The sequence below is a fragment of the Natrinema marinum genome (genome assembly GCF_024296685.1).
GTDB lineage: Archaea > Halobacteriota > Halobacteria > Halobacteriales > Natrialbaceae > Natrinema > Natrinema marinum.
The window spans coordinates 1,842,039-1,857,039 of sequence record NZ_CP100763.1 but is presented as its reverse complement, the minus strand read 5'-3'; the positions used below and the strand labels follow the sequence as shown (position 1 = coordinate 1,857,039).

Annotated in this window: 13 protein-coding genes; 4 read left to right on the top strand and 9 right to left on the bottom strand. The window is 66.8% G+C overall.

The window, feature by feature from the left end; all coding sequences use genetic code 11:
• The 3 genes from NKH51_RS09135 to NKH51_RS09125 form a co-directional block, all read right to left on the bottom strand.
• On the bottom strand, nucleotides 1-2,535 hold the full coding sequence (locus NKH51_RS09135; RefSeq protein WP_254765070.1) for a DEAD/DEAH box helicase: 2,535 nt from the start codon (nucleotides 2,533-2,535) through the stop codon (nucleotides 1-3).
• Between the two features lie 2 nt (nucleotides 2,536-2,537).
• Nucleotides 2,538-4,034 carry a ribonuclease H-like domain-containing protein gene (locus NKH51_RS09130; protein WP_254765069.1) on the bottom strand — a complete coding sequence of 499 codons (1,497 nt, stop codon included), beginning with the start codon at nucleotides 4,032-4,034 and terminating at the stop codon, nucleotides 2,538-2,540.
• Between the two features lie 82 nt (nucleotides 4,035-4,116).
• The gene (locus NKH51_RS09125; protein WP_254765068.1) at nucleotides 4,117-4,467 is read right to left on the bottom strand and encodes a thioredoxin family protein; all 351 of its coding nucleotides are present in this window, start codon (nucleotides 4,465-4,467) and stop codon (nucleotides 4,117-4,119) included.
• A 210-nt stretch (nucleotides 4,468-4,677) separates the two neighbouring features.
• On the opposite strand from NKH51_RS09125, the gene NKH51_RS09120 reads away from it, so the two are divergent.
• Nucleotides 4,678-5,034: a DUF8106 domain-containing protein gene (locus NKH51_RS09120; protein WP_254765067.1), complete on the top strand. Its 357-nt coding sequence runs from the start codon at nucleotides 4,678-4,680 to the stop codon at nucleotides 5,032-5,034.
• 247 nt (nucleotides 5,035-5,281) lie between these two features.
• A complete protein-coding gene (gene glnA, locus NKH51_RS09115) occupies nucleotides 5,282-6,634 on the top strand; it encodes a type I glutamate--ammonia ligase (RefSeq protein WP_254765066.1) in 1,353 nt (450 codons plus the stop codon).
• A gap of 116 nt (nucleotides 6,635-6,750) precedes the next feature.
• On the opposite strand, the gene NKH51_RS09110 is transcribed toward glnA, so the two are convergent.
• Nucleotides 6,751-6,984 (bottom strand): helix-turn-helix domain-containing protein, encoded by a 234-nt coding sequence (locus NKH51_RS09110; RefSeq protein ID WP_254765065.1) that lies wholly within the window; start codon nucleotides 6,982-6,984, stop codon nucleotides 6,751-6,753.
• A 161-nt stretch (nucleotides 6,985-7,145) separates the two neighbouring features.
• Between NKH51_RS09110 and NKH51_RS09105 the strand changes: the two genes are divergently transcribed.
• Complete coding sequence (locus tag NKH51_RS09105; RefSeq protein ID WP_254765064.1) at nucleotides 7,146-7,463, top strand: hypothetical protein; 318 nt, start codon at nucleotides 7,146-7,148, stop codon at nucleotides 7,461-7,463.
• Between the two features lie 22 nt (nucleotides 7,464-7,485).
• Here the strand turns inward: NKH51_RS09105 and NKH51_RS09100 are convergent, their stop codons facing one another.
• The 5 genes from NKH51_RS09100 to NKH51_RS09080 form a co-directional block, all read right to left on the bottom strand.
• On the bottom strand, nucleotides 7,486-8,313 hold the full coding sequence (locus NKH51_RS09100) for a hypothetical protein (RefSeq protein WP_254765063.1): 828 nt from the start codon (nucleotides 8,311-8,313) through the stop codon (nucleotides 7,486-7,488).
• Between the two features lie 134 nt (nucleotides 8,314-8,447).
• Nucleotides 8,448-9,296, bottom strand: coding sequence for a metallophosphoesterase (locus NKH51_RS09095; protein ID WP_254765062.1), 849 nt, complete (start codon nucleotides 9,294-9,296; stop codon nucleotides 8,448-8,450).
• A 7-nt stretch (nucleotides 9,297-9,303) separates the two neighbouring features.
• A complete protein-coding gene (locus NKH51_RS09090) occupies nucleotides 9,304-11,013 on the bottom strand; it encodes a hypothetical protein (protein ID WP_254765061.1) in 1,710 nt (569 codons plus the stop codon).
• Entirely contained in the window at nucleotides 11,010-12,284 is a 1,275-nt protein-coding gene (locus tag NKH51_RS09085) for a Single-stranded DNA binding protein (RefSeq protein ID WP_254765060.1), read from the bottom strand. Before NKH51_RS09085 ends, NKH51_RS09090 begins: the two co-directional genes overlap by 4 nt.
• 93 nt (nucleotides 12,285-12,377) lie before the next feature.
• Nucleotides 12,378-13,373, bottom strand: a complete 996-nt coding sequence (locus NKH51_RS09080; RefSeq protein ID WP_254765059.1) for a phosphate signaling complex PhoU family protein — start codon at nucleotides 13,371-13,373, stop codon at nucleotides 12,378-12,380.
• A gap of 539 nt (nucleotides 13,374-13,912) precedes the next feature.
• Here NKH51_RS09080 and NKH51_RS09075 point away from each other — a divergent pair.
• On the top strand, nucleotides 13,913-14,971 hold the full coding sequence (locus NKH51_RS09075; RefSeq protein ID WP_254765058.1) for a PstS family phosphate ABC transporter substrate-binding protein: 1,059 nt from the start codon (nucleotides 13,913-13,915) through the stop codon (nucleotides 14,969-14,971).
• Nucleotides 14,972-15,001 lie beyond the last annotated feature (30 nt).

Sequence of the window (15,001 nt, the reverse complement as noted above, 5' to 3'; positions counted from 1 at the left end):
CTACGAGACCGACGCCGGCGGCCGTCGCTCGTCGCCATCGGTCTCGCCGCCCTCGCTGGCAGTCGACTCGACCGTGGCTTCCATTCGATCCATCTCGCCCAGCAGCGCGTCGATCACGTCGGTCGCGGCGGGCGCGTACAGCGGTCGGTTATCGTTGCCACAGCGCGGGTCCATCAGACAGGCCGGACAGCCCTCGTCGCGCCCACAGTCGCAGTCGGTCATCAGCTCCCGCGCCCGGCGAGCGACCGCCTCGTACTCCTCGTAGATGCGCCGCGAGAAGCCAAGGCCCCCCTCGATGCCGTCGTAGATGAACCAGCCGCTGGCGTCGGAGCCGTCGGGCAGCCGGTTCGTCGCGAGCCCGCCGAGGTCGGCCGCGTCGACGGTCAGCTCGAGGGGCGCGACGCCGATCATCGCGTGCTCGATGGCGTGGATCCCGCCGAGGTAGCCGTGGAGCCGCGGCGGGAGGTCCTCGCAGTCGGCGTTGCGGTAGTCGCTGTGGGCGGTCGTCACGGCCCGCTCGACCGCGGCCGGCACCTCGGCCCAGCACAGTTGCGTGCGCATCTCCAGGGGCGGGACGCCCGTCTCGAGGCCGACCTCGCGGACGTCGCCGGAGCCGATCTCTCGTTTCGAAAACGTATCGTAGCGGACGGTGACGGTGCCGTACCCCCAGTTGAGCCGGAACGGTCCCACGTCGCGGGACTCGCGGACCTCAGTGTCGTAAATCGTCGTCTGCCGTTGGGATTGCGTGTAGTAGTCGACGTCGACCGGCTCGAGTTCGACGAACGGCCGGGGCCGGTCCTCGCACAGCGCGACGACCTCGTACTGGTCGCCGCGATAGAGCACCGTCGCGCCCTCGTGGTAGTCCCGATACGCGCGTGCGCGACCGATCGGCTGGTGATCGATCGACCCCTCGCCGGCCAGCCGGACCTCGAAGGCGTTCCCGCCCGACGCGTAGAGACTGATCCCGTCCTGGGGTCGGTCCCGGTGGGCGTAGGTCACCCCGCCCGCGAGCGATCCCTCGAGATCGCCCGTCCGCCGGCCGTACTCGACGGCGCGCTCGAGGCGGTCGCGCCCGCCGAACCGAGCCGCGTCCTCCCCCCGGAGCGGCAGCTCCTGAGCGGCACAGCGAAGATGCTGCAGATAGACGGGGTTGTTCTCGAGGTCGACGACCGCGCTCTCGGGGTCCTCCTCGAGGAGGTAGGCCGGGTGGCGCAAGATGTACTGGTCGAGCGTCGCGTGTGCGGGGACGAACACCGAGAGCGACTCGCGCTCGCCCCGGCCCGCGCGGCCGATCCGTTGCCAGAACGACTGTCTCGAGCCGGGATAGCCCAGCAGGACGGTGCCGTCGATCCCGCCGACGTCGATGCCGACCTCGAGCGCGCTGGTCGTCGCGACGCCGTCGAGGTCGCCGCTCTTGAGTCGGTTCTCGGTCCCCTGCCGAGAGCGCTTGCCGTGGCCCGCGTTGTACGCGGCGAGGTCGGTCGATCCGTGGTAGGGAAGCGTCGGGTTCTCGAGGTACTCGCGCGCGCGACCGGCGGCCAGTTCGGTTCCTTTTCTGGAATCACAGAACAGCAACGAGGGGACGCCGTGATAACAGCAGTGCGCCCAGACCTCGGGCGCTTCGACGGTGGCCGGGCGTTTGCTCGGCGACCACCCGGCGCTCTCGCTTCCCTCGGCGGCGCAACCGCTGTCCTCGTCCATCGGCGGGTCCCAGAACGCGAGGTGACGGCGGCCGCTCGGCGAGCCGTCCTCGTCGATCACCGCTGCCGGCTCGCCGGTCAGTGCCTTCGCATGCTCGGCCGGGTTGCCGATCGTCGCGGTCGTCAGCACGTATTGGGGGTCGCCGCCGTACCAGTCGATCACCCGGCGAGTCCGCCGGAGGACCCAAGCGGCGTGCATCCCGCTGATGCCGGTCCACGCGTGGGCCTCGTCGACGACGATCAGCTCGCAGTTCGCGTGGAACGCGGCCCAGCGGTGGTGGCCCTCGAGGTACTGGTTCAGCCCGGCGACGTTCGTGATGACGACGTTGGCCTCCTCGCGGATGCGCCGCTTTTCCTCACGTTTCGTGTCGCCGTCGTAGACCCCGACCGTGACGTCCAGCCCGAGCGCGTCGAAGAGATCGTTCAACTCGCGCTCCTGATCGCGGCTGAGCGCCTTCGTCGGGTAGACGAGCAGCGCGCGGACGTCCGGATTCTTCCGGAACCGTCGCGCGACGTGTAACCCGTAGACGTACGTCTTCCCGGAGGACGTCGAGGTCGCCACGCAGACGTTCTCGCCGTCAGCGAGCGCCTCGAGCGCCGCCGCCTGGTGACTCCAGGGGTCGACCCGCAGGCGCGCCGCGAGATCGGACGGCAACACCTCCTCGGCTGGCACGTGGCTGGCCGACTCGGCCGGCAGCGTAAACGTCTCGTGAAGCTGTCCGTGGTAGCGCTTCGACGGGTACGTCTCGCGCAACTCTTCGGCGGTCAGCGCGAGGCCGCCCGAGTCGGTCTCGAGTCCGTCCTCGATCGTGGTGTCGGTATCGTCTGGTGGCATGGTCAAAAGTCCGCGAGTCCGGTCTGGGTCGTTTCGCCGTCGGTCGCTCGATCCCCGTCGGTCGCCGGCTCGGCCGCCGCGATCGCGTCGGCGACCGCGGCCAGTTCGCGCACGTCGGCCTCGCAGTACCTCCGGGCGGCCGTCCAGTCGATCGTCGGTGCGCTCGCCGGCTCGCCATCGGCGTCTGTGCCGTCGGCGTCGTCGCTCGATGCCTCGAGCAGCCGTCGAACCCGCTCGGCCACCGTCTTCCCGTCGAGGGCCGCCGCCGGCCCGGATCGCTCGCAGCCAAGCGCCGCGGCCACGTCCTCGAGTCGGTTCGTCCGCCCTGGCAGGACGGCGTTGTTCCGGCGGACGGCCCAGTCGTAGAGGTCGTACCTGTAGACGTTCTCGGACCAGTAGTCGCGGTACTCGGGCGCATAGCGAGTAATGAAACGCTCGAGGTGTTCGTAGTCGAACGCGTGGCCGTTCCACGCGACGAGCGACGGGGAGTCGTACTCGGCGGCCAGCCACGAGACGAACTCGCGAGTCGCCGCGCCGGGGTCGTCCCGGCCCGGGTCGGTGTCGGCGAAGTCGACGTACGCGTCGCGCTCGGGGTCGTAGACACCGATCAGCCAGATGATCGTCGGCTGCAGCCCGTCGGTCTCGATATCGACGAACAGCGGCGTCGCCCCCTCGGCCACCGGCGGCACCGGCTCGTCGCTCCGGCGGACGACGCGTGACTCCGCGAGCGCGCGGGCGCTGGTGACGACCTCTCGAGCCGTCGCGTCGCCGATGCCCTCGATCGATCGCAACTCCGTCTCGGTCGCGTCGGCGACGGCCGCGCGCGTGTCGTACCCGTTCGCCCGGAGCCGCTCGGCGGTCGTCGGGCCGACACCGGCCAGCGCCCGCAGCCCGAACCGGTCGGCCGGCACCGACGAAACCGCTGCGGCGCCGTTCCGGTCGCAGGTGAGGCAGGCGAGTTCGGCCGCGCCGGACCGGCGCAGCGGGGCGACGCCACGCACCGGTAGCCGGACGGTCTCGCCGTCGACCGTCGCCGTCCAGACGTGGTCGTAACTCGCCTCGAGCGCGCCGGTGAGAAAGGTCGTCGACTCGCTCGCCCGCGACCGATAGCGCGCGAGAGCGTCGCGGCCGGCGAGGGTTGCCTCGAGCGCGACGGGATCGGTCGTCGGCGCGATGTCGTCGCAGACGACGAAATCGGCGTCCGACCGTTCTGGGCCGTCCACCTCGTTGGGGTCGAGCAGCGATACTGAACTTGCGAACGCGAACGAGACGCCCGCGACTGTCTCGCGTCGCACGTCGGCGGGACCGGCCGCGGCGACGACCGGCCCGTCGAACGCGCGGCGGAGCCGGCTCGCGACTCGAACGTCGGTGTCCTCCCGGACGACGTAGAGCAGGTCGGGATCGACGTACTCGAGGAGATCGGCCAGCGCCGCGCTCGTCAGATCGGCGACGGCGTCACAGCGCAGCGCTAGCAGGTCGGTTCCCTCCCCCGCGGTCATAGCCGTTGCATGCCGGCGAGCGGCCATAAGCGTTCACGGACGAGCGTCGGTCGTCGCGACTCGAGACACGCGGCCGCTGGCGTCACTCCGCCTCCACGGCGGTCGGGACGTGATCGGCCAGGAAGTCGGTGACCGCGTCGCCGCCCTGGAACCCCTCGGCCAGCCGCGCGGTCTCGTCCCCGTCTTCGAACAGAACCAGCGTCGGCACCGATCGGACGTCGAACCGATCGACGAGTCCGATGTCGTCGCCAGGGTTGACCATCCCGATCGCGACGGCAGTGGCGCGAGCGACGTTTCCGAGCACCGGCTCCATCGCCTGACACATCGCACAGCCGCTGGTGTAAAACTCCACGAGCGCCACGTCGTGGGAGTCGACGAAGGCGTCGAGGTCGTCGCCGGTCGCCAGCCGAGTCGGTCTGTCGGTCGCGGTCATGTCACGGCGTACGGCCCGGTCGGGGAAACCTGTGGCGGACGTGGCGGTTCGGGGATAGCAACCGACAGACCGATATCCGGCCGCAGTCGTCCGATCTCGTCCATCGCTCGGATCGACGAACGGTGTCGAAGCGACGATTCACCGGACGGCTGCGTTGTGTGAATCGATGACTATGGGTGATTTTATAGCAGGCGCGCGTACCCCAGCGCGATGACCCGGCCCGCATCCGACCGCACCGACGGTGCGCCGACGCGTCGAAAAGCGACGCTGTTCTGCTGGGAGTGCGACTACGCTGCCCCCATCGAGGGCGACTGGGAACTGCGCTCGCAGGATCGCCACGTCGCCTACGTCTGCCCCGTCTGCGGAACCACGCTCGCGGAGCGGCCGTGTGCTCCGTCGTCGGCACCCGGCCGCCTGACTCCGAAGCCGATCACGGCGTGGCAACGAGCTGTGTGCACGTCGGTGACGATCTGGCGGGCGAGCGTCGACATCGGCCTCTCGAGTCTGGCCGCACTGGTCGGCGTTCGGTCGACGACCGAGCGGCAGCGTCGCCACGATATCAGCTAATCGCCTCGCCCGGAAGGCGTCCCATCGAAGCGGAACGATCCGCTCGAGCGGACGATCTGATGTGAAGCATTTCGATAACCGATAAACGCGTATCCAATTCAGAGGGTACTTTTTCAGAGAACGTCATCAATAGTCCGAATATAGAATATTACAAATTACGTACGATCATTTTTGAGACTATTTGCGGAAACTCGCCCACAACAGTAGAGCTTTAATACTAGAATCCGTTGGCCTACGCGAGTAGAAGATGACGAACGGAAATCTGACCGGTGTGGAAGAAGACGTACTGGACGAAATCGAAGAACAGAACATCGATTTCCTGCGGCTGCAGTTTACGGACATTCTGGGGACGGTCAAGAACGTCTCCGTGCCGGCCCGCCAGGCTGAGAAGGCCTTTACCGAGGGCATCTACTTCGACGGCTCCTCGATCGAAGGCTTCGTTCGCATTCAGGAGTCGGACATGCGTCTCAAACCCGACCCCGAAACGTTCGCCGTCCTCCCGTGGCAGAACCGCGAGGACGGCGCGTCGGCTCGGATGATCTGTGACGTCATCGACACCTCGACGGGCGAACCGTTCGAGGGCGACCCGCGTCGCGTCCTCAAAAACGCCCTCGAGCGCGCCGACGACCTCGGCTATACGGTCAACGCCGCGCCCGAGCCGGAGTTCTTCCTCTTCGAGGAGGACGAGGATGGCCGCGCGACGACGGAAACGGGCGACCACGGCGGCTACTTCGACCTCGCGCCGAAAGACCTCGCCAGCGACGTGCGCCGCGACATCATCTACGGCCTCGAGGACATGGGCTTCGAGATCGAGGCGAGCCACCACGAGGTCGCTCGCGGCCAGCACGAGATCAACTTCGAGTACGATGACGCGCTCTCGACGGCCGACAACGTCGCGACGTTCCGGACCGTCGTCCGCGCGATCGCCGCCCAACACGACCAGCACGCGACGTTCATGCCCAAGCCGATCCCGCGAATCAACGGTTCGGGAATGCACACCCACCTCTCGCTGTTCGAGGACGGCGAGAACGCCTTCCACGACGACGACGACGAGTTCGACCTCTCGGAGACCGCACACTCCTTTATCGCCGGTATCCTCGAGCACGCGCCGGCGATCACGGCGATCTCGAACCCGACGGTCAACAGCTACAAGCGACTGGTGCCCGGCTACGAGGCGCCGGTCTACGTCGCGTGGTCCGACCGCAACCGCTCGGCACTGATCCGCAAACCCGCAGCCCGCGTCCCGGCGGCCTCGCGCGTCGAGGCACGCTTCCCCGACCCGTCCTGTAACCCGTATCTCGCACTCGCCGCGCTTATCCACGCGGGCCTCGACGGGATCGAGCGAGACCTCGAGTGCCCCGATCCGGTTCGCGAGAACATCTACGAGTTCGACGAGGAGAAACGCGAAGAGTACGGCATCGACACGCTCCCGACCAACCTCGGCGAGGCCGTCGAAGCGCTCGAGGAAGACGAGGTCATCTACGACGCGCTGGGCGACCACGTCGGTCCGAAGTTCGTCGAAGCCAAAGAACAGGAGTTCGAGGACTACCTCGTCGACGTCTCCCAGTGGGAGCTCGACCGCTACCTCGAGACCTTCTGAGTCGCTGCGATCCCCTGCAGTATCCGACAGTACCGCTCGTTCGACGCCGCCCGTTTTTCGCGCCCGTCTCCGAAAATAGCAGCGACTTCGTCGTTCCCGACACCCCCGTTCGACGATCAGTTCGCGACGACGTACTCCGCGTCGAGTCGCTCAACGTAGCCCGCACTCGAGAGCGAGTTCAGAACGCTCAGGATGTTGATCTTCTTCATCGCCAGAATCTCGCCCAACTCCTCGGCCGTCGCACCGTCGGCTGCATCGAGGTAGATATACACCAGTTTTGCTCGTGCCGATTCGAGGTCGTCGGGAACCGGATCGATCCGTGTCGTCGGGTGCGGCTTTTGTGAGGTCATTGTCATCAGTATCGACCTCACTCTGGTATATAAATCTACACGTGGTTGGGGATTAATGAATACTAGGTCTCAATAGAGTCACCGTCAACACGGCACAAATCAAGGAAATCGAGACGGTCCGGAGCGAGCTACTTTAGGTTCCCGACGGGCCATCGATGGACATGACCGCTGACGACCGACCGACGCCACCGGCGGCGCTGGACCGGGCCGGCCGGGAGGCCCTCCGAGAACTCGAGGACAGCGATCCGGAGACACTCCGCGCGGTAGGGCGGTATCTCGAGGCGCTCGCAGCATGGGAGGAGGAACGGGCAGCGACAGACGAGGGGGAATCGACGCCGGCGGACGACGAGCCGGACGCGTATCCCGACGGCGTCCCGGACCGGGCCAGCGTCTCGGTGACGGAGATCGCCGGCACGGAGTACTACTACTATCAGTGGCGCGAGGGCGACGAGATCAGGTCGGAAACGGTACAGCGGTAGCTTCGACCGAGGCGGCGGTCGCTTACGCCGCCTCGTGATCGGACTCGAGCGATCGCACGATCGCGTCCGCGACCCGATCCGGACGTGCCATCGCCCCCGTGGCACACCGGATTGGGAGCGGCCACGGGAGCCCGCGGTCGATCTCGAGTCGTTCCTCGCCGAGATCGACGGCCCGCAACTGGGAGCGAGGCACGAACTGGTGACCGATCGTCTTCGATTGGTGAACGCACAGGCCGCTTTCGAACAGCGTGTAGGTTCGAGGTCGGCCGACGGTGAGTGCCTGTCCGAGTACCGCGCCACCGAACGCGGGAAGCAGGTTAATCTCCGTCTCGACGGCGACGACGAGGCCGAACCCGACCACGAGACAGCTACAGCCCAGAACGAACTTGCTCGCTCGGAGAAGTCGCCGATATCGCGCGTCCGGCGGTGCGGTCCACTCGACCAAGACCGATTCCCGTTCGTGAAGGAAGGCCACGTGGCGGTTTACCGTGACGAAGAAGACGAGCCCGCCCGCGAGACTGGCGACGAACAATTCGGCGAGCCAGTTCATCACCCAGCCTTCGTACCCGTGACTGCCGAGCAACGCGAACGCCGGCGCGAGAAACAAGATGAGTATCGGGACCGCCATGGGGAGCAAATACAGCCGCGCTCGGACCAGCCTTGTCGCGAGCCCAGCCTGCGTATAGCTACAGACGGCCACGAGGACGCCGACGGAGCCGCCGACCGCCACGGGCCACCAAGTGACGTAGTCAGTCCCCAGTACGAGGCCGGTCACGCCCAGCGCGAGGAGGCCGACGTACCCTCCGATGACGACCGAGAACGTCGCCGCCGACGGCTGTCGGAATGACATGATTCACTAGTGACTTTTGTCGCGGAAATACGTTCGTTTTCACCGACATCCGATACCGTCCTTGACGAGGGCGACGAGGGAGTCGGCTTGAGGGCCCGGCCGATAGACCCGGCAAACCCGATCGGTCGATCCGATCACACCGACTCGTAGGGGCCGAGTCGGGTCCCGTCGAGCAGATACGCCTCGCCCGCGGCCAGTCCCGCCGGCAGGAACGGCGAGAGAAACGACTGCCCGGTCACGTTGATCCACGTCCCGCCGACGAGGTCGTTGAACGCCGGGACGACGACCACGCGCGGCGGCGACTCGGTCGCCTCCTCGAGCCACGATACGTCCTCGTATTCGGGTCGGTCGCGAAACGGGTCGGGATCGAGCCGACCGCGCAGCCACGCGCGTTCGACACGGCTGCCGCCGACCTCGTCCTCGAGTCGCACGCAGGGGTGTTCGTGGCCCAGACAGACGACCTCGCGCTCGAGGACGGCCGGTGCGGGCCACGTGTGGCCGTGACAGACGCCGACATCGCCGAGCGCGACGCCCGCGCCGGGTTCGACGGTGACCGAGGCGTCGATATCGGTGCCGTCGGCCAGCCAGGTCTCGATCCGGCCGTCGTGGTTGCCCTTGACGACCGTAACCGAAAGCTCGGCGGAGAACGATTCGAACAGCACCTCGAGCTCGCCGCGTTCGGCTCCGCCGGGGTCGCCGATCGAGTGCATCAGATCGCCCAGCACGACCAACCGATCGGGACGGACCCGCTCGAGCAACGACAGCAAGTGCTCGCGGCGAGCCGCCGCCCGGCTGGGAACGTCGACGCCACGCTCGTAGCGCAGGCCGGCCTCGTAGCCGGCGTGGTAGTCGGCGACGAACAGCGCGCGCTCGTCGTCGATCGTCGCGGTCGCGGCGGGTTCGCCGGGGAGCGGTTCGACCAGCGGACGCGCCGACGGCGACCGCGGGCCCGACGGAGACGATCGGCCGGAGTCGTCGCCCATCGCGGAGTCAGATCGCTTTCAGCGTCTCGTCGTCGGGCTCGTAACACTGGCCGCCCATCAGCGCGTCCTGAATCGCGTCTTCGACCTCCTCGGCCGACGCGCCGGTGTCCGCGGCGACGGTCTCGATCAGTTCGTCCCGATCGGCCCCCTCGCCATCGTCGAGGTCTTCCATCGTCTCGACGACGGAGGATTCGAGATCGACGTCTTCGGCCGGCTCCGTGTCCTCGGCTCCCGCCTCGGTATCGTCCGTCGATTCATCGTCGGCGTCCGCTTCGAGGCTGTCCGTCGATTCGTCCTCAGCCGCGGCGTCCGGTTCCGCGTCGGCCTCGGCTTCGTCAGATTCGTTGGTCTCCGCGGCCTCGAGTCCCGACTCGGGCGGCGCACCGAGTTCGTCGTCCGGTTCGGCGGATTCGGTTTCGCCGGCGTCGTCGGCCGCCGGTTCGGGCTCGCTCGCTGCCGGTTCGTCCTCGTCGTCGGCCGCCGGCTCGTCGGGCTCTGGCACGTCGATATCGGCCTCGCCGGGGTCGTCGACTTCGGAACCGGTCGTAAACTCCGCGCCGAACTGCTCCTCGAGCTCTTCGCGCTCCTCGTCGTCCATCTCGTACATCCCGCCGTCGTCGGAGCCGGCGTCGAAATCGCCGAGGTCGTCGTCCGTCGCGGCGTCGTCGTCCGACGCCGCGTCGTCAGCCGTCGTTTCGATGTCGTCGTCGGTCGACTCGGTGGCCTCGCTCGCCGCCCCGTCGGCTTCGACGCCCGCCGATGCCGCCTCGGGTTCGGCGGCGTCGACCGTGACGGTTTCGCCCTCGTCGCTCGTCGCGGTTGCCGTGCCGGCCGCCGAGCCCGACGCTCCGTCTGATGCGGTCGCCGTCTCGCCGCCGGTCGCGACCGCCGCGGGCTCCGGCTCCGATGTCGGCTCCGATTCCGGTACGGATTCGGTCTCGCCGCCGGTCTCGAGCGCGTCGGCGTCGACACCGAAATCGGCGAGTGACTCGAACGTCGCGTCGAACTCGGGGCTCGTCGCGTCGGGCGCGAGGTCGAGTCCACTCACCTGATCGCGGTCGCCAGCGACGACCTCGCAGGCCTCGAGCGCACAGTCGCGCAGCGCCGCCAGATACGACGGCGTCGTCCCGTAGTGGTCCTGCGCGAGCGGGATTCCGGCCGCGAGGCCGGATTCGACGCCGGCCTCGAGCAGGGCGTCGGTCAGCGCCTCGCCGCTCGCGTCTATCCGGACGGCCGCGGCGTAAGTGCCGACGCGCTCTATGGTCTGCTCGGCCGCGCTGACGACCCAGCGGTCGCGGGTGTCCGCGTCGACCGTCGCGATGCTCTCCGGTCGGATCGACGTGTAGACCCGATCGGAGTCCTCGGGCTGGAAGGTCCGGGCCTTGCCCGTCACCGCGACGAACGCCGGCGGCTCGGTCTGCTCTAAGAAGGCCAGTTCGTCGGGCTGGTACTGGCCGGCGTAGACGACGAACGCGCCGGTCGGGTCGACGACGCGGGCACGGACCATCTCGTCGTTGACCGACGTGACTTCGGTCAGCGTCCCGACGGCGAACACGCGGTTGAGTCGCGCGCCGGTCGGCGAGATCACGTAGTTCGGCGCCCGCTCCTCGTCGCTTTCGGCGTAGGACAGCGAGGCATCGTCGTACTCGGCCGCGAACAGTCGGTACGCGATCTCTCTACCCGGAATCTCGTCGTCGCCGTCGCCGTTCGCGCTCATGCGTCCACCTCCTTGAGCAGGGCCGTCGCGCGGGCGGCCGGATCGTCCGCGCTCTCCTCGAAGGTCTCGGCGTCGAGGTTCGCGCCGTACTCGTCGACCGAAAGGTGACCGCGCACACGGTACTCGCGGCCGACGATACGCTCGCGGATCGTATCGGCGACGACCTCCTGGTCCATCGCCTCGCGGGCTTGCTCGAGGGCATCGTCCAAGGTGCCGCCGTAGACCCGCTCGGTCAGCTCGTCGTCGAGGACGACGGTGACCGTGCCGGTGCCGTCGTCGAGGATCGCTTTGACGCGTAGGTCATCGATCCCGTCGACATCGCCGTGGGTCCGGCACTGTCCCTTCTGGATGACGCGGTAACACTCCGGACAGCGCTGGATCAGTCCCGATCCGTCGCGGACCGCGAGTAGGTTCCCGACGACTTCGACGTCGTAGATGCCGCCCGTGCGGACGGCCTCGCCGACGTTCATGGTCGTCGTGTCGCTGCCGACATCGATCTCGCGCTCGAGCGCGGAGACCGTCGAGAACTCGGAGACGTTGACCTCGGGGACGCCCCGGAACTCCTGGACGTAGGCGTTTTCGATGCGAACCGTACCGCCGTCTTCGATCGCCGGCGCGGGGTCCCAGTTCGTAAAGGGGAGCCGCCCGCTCTCGTCGCCGAAGACGCCGCTCAAGATGTCTGTCTCGCCGTCGCGACCGTCGATCGTCTTGCGCTCGCACTCGAGGACCGAGACTTCGATCGTGACCGCGCGGTCGCCGGTCCGCAGGTCGGCCAGTTGGGCGTCGCCGCCGGTCTCGTAGGGGACCTCGAGCGGGTCGTCCACGAACGAAAGCGAGGTGCTCTCGCCGAGGTTGAGCTCGGGTTCGCCGTCCCATTCGCGAACGCCAGCGTTGCCCGCGGTGATCGTATCGCCCGGCGAGAGGCCGAAGTCCTCCCAGGCGGTGTAGTCGATGACGCCGGTCTCGTCGGCCAGTCGGCCTTCGACGATGACGTGATCGGAGCCCTGATAGCGGATCGACCGCTCGCCGGCCGTCAGGACGACGCCCGTGACCGTGACGTTGCCGTCCTCGGGCGTGATCTCGGCGATGTCTTTCGCCGACGGCGTGCCGCCACCGCCGCTTTGCCCGTCGCCGTACTTCCGTCGGAGGCTCTGTTTGGCTTCGTCGATCGGGACGCTGTACTCCACGAGGTTCTGCAGGTCGTCTTTGACCTCCTCTTTGTCAACACCGAGGTCGGAGGCGAGATCCTCGGCATGATCGTCGAGTTCCATCGTTTTCCTTTCGCAGTGGGGCTTAAAAAGCGTTCCCGGAGGAGGGCGACGTGAACGCGGCCGAGCGTCGGTTATCTGCGAGCCACCAGCAGATTATGGACGCGGTGCGGCCTTTTGCAGCGCCGTCTCGGCGATGTTCCCGCCGTAGTCGGCGCTGCGGGACAGCGAGTCGACGATCAGCCCCAGCGACTGCGCCTGAACGGGATCGAGGTCACGGAGGGTGTCGTCGATCTGGCGCGTGTGCTCGTCGATCTCGAGGACGGCTTCTCGAGCCTCGTGACCAAGTTGGTTTGCCTCCCCGGTTTCCTCGGCGAACAGCGCGTCCATGGACTTCTCGAGGACCGTAGAGGCGTCCGCCTGCAACTCCTCGAGCCCGTCGGCGACCTCCTGGGGGATCTCGTCGAGTTTGAGCGCGAGATTGCTGATCTTGGCCGCGTGATCGGCGACCCGCTCGAGTTGGCGGGCGCTGGAGTGGAAGTCGAAGCAGTCCTCGCGGGGAACGCCGAGTTCCTCGGCCGCACGCGGGGAACGCAGCGTCGCGCGGAAGATCCGCGAGACGACGAGCCAGAGGCGGTCGACGTCGTCGTCGCGCTCGATCACGTCTTGTGCGATGTCGTCGTCGTTCTCGATCAGCGCCCGCACGGCGTCCTCGAGCATCGATTGGGCGATCAGGCGCATGCGCGTGACGGCGTTGACGATCGAGAGCTCCGAGGAGTCGAGTAAGTCCTGAATGACCACGCTGTCGGTCGTCTCCTCTAACACTTCGACGCCGACGAGTCCTTGCGTCGCGTCGCGGATCGCCCGGCGCTGGTCGGTCGTGATGCGGCCGGCCTCGAGGCGGATGATGTCGAAGCCGCTGACGTACATCGTCATCACGGCCCGGGTCAGCCGCTCGCCCTCGAGACTCGAGATATCCAGCGAGCCTTCCTGTCGGTCCGTCTCGCTGCGGGGCGTCAGTAAGAGCGAATCGTCCTCCGGGTAGAACTCGACGGTCGTCCCGGCGCTGACGTCGTTTTTGGTCGCCCACGTCTTCGGAAGGGAGACCGTGTACGTCGAGCCGCCGGTTACCTGGACCTTTCGCGTCTCCATGAGACGGGCTTTCGACCGATCGAACATAAATATACGTGGATCTATAGAGAGGTGTCGGGTAGTCGGTAGAGAAGCGTTGTGGCCCCGTTTCTGGCCGGGCGTCGATCAGAGGAGTGTATACGAGTACGGTTGATGGGGGAGTAGAAAATAGCAGTATATAGTTATGGGTAGTCACTCGGGGTTCCCCCTTGCGAGCGGGGGCACCCGGTGTGGAGAGACGAATACCGAGATCGGCAGATTATCCTATAGCGTTCGTCCCGCACCCGCGAGTCACCGATGATGGGTATCGGCCGCGGTCGATCGCGTGATTGCTCGCTGCCGACCGACAGTAGCTGTACCGATAGCGCCCGAATTCGAGACGGCACCGCTCGGTTACCCGACGATGAACCGGCCGAACCTGTCGCGGTTCACCACTGGACGGCACCTGTTCGGCCGCTACCGCAATCGCCAACATATAACTATATAGGAATATGTGTCCACTGATCGGTATATATGGTTCATAGCATCCCTTTTTTATACCGTCTCGAATCAACCTCGTGATGGCAGACAACCAGTTCGGACGCGACGCAGTATCGCGACGGAAGTTCATCGCTGCGGCCGGTGTCACCGGTACCATGGCAGCAGCCGGTTGCCTCGGGAGCGACGGAGGAGGGGACGGTGGCACCAAGGCGCTGACGGCCGACGGCTCGTCGACCGTCTACCCAATTACCAACGACGCCGACTCGCTGTGGAACGGGAATCCGCCGGCGGACGATCAGGAGTACTGGGGACCAGGTCAGTACGATATCGATACGGACCAGAACCTCGCGGACTACTGGGCGGGCCTCTACGGCTTCGAACCGACGGAAGAACGCAGCGTTCCGCCGTTCCCGACGCAGGTAGCGTTGAGCCACTCCGGGACGGGTGTCGAGGGGGTCATCAACGAGCGCGTCGACATCGGTGACGCGAGTTCGACGGCCGAATCCATCCTCGGATCGGACCACGAAGAGCTAGACAACATCGTCGACCACGTGGTCGCAGTCGACGGCCAGCCGGTCGTCGTAAGCCGAGAGATCAAGGATGCTGGCGTCACTCAGGTCACTGGCGACGAACTCCGTGCAATCTACAAACAGGAGATCACGAACTGGAGCGAAATCGGCGGACCGGACAAGGAGATCTACGCGATCGGCCGCGCGGAAGACTCCGGTACCGACACGGCGTTCCGGGCGAACCTCTACGGCGACCCCGACGCGCCGATCGAACCTGACACCCGGAAGGGACAAAACCAGCAGGTCGCGACCCTCGTCGAGCAAAACGACAACGCGATCGCCTACATCGCGCTCGCGTTCGTCGAGCCCGACGGCGCCACGCCGCCGATCGGCCTCGAGCTGGACGGCACCCTCTACGAGTACGGCAAGAACCTCGGTGCGAAGGGGTACCCGCTCAGCCGTGATCTTCACTGCTACACCTACGACGGGACCGACAAACGCGAGAGCGCTTTCATCAACATGATCCTCTCGGAGTTCGGGCAGACGAACTTCGTCGAGCCGAACAACTACTTCAAGCTCCCGCCCGAGCGCCGCGAAGAGGAGCGAGGGAAGCTCGCGGACCAGGCCTAACAGGCGTTCCAGCGCGTCCGACCGGTTCTC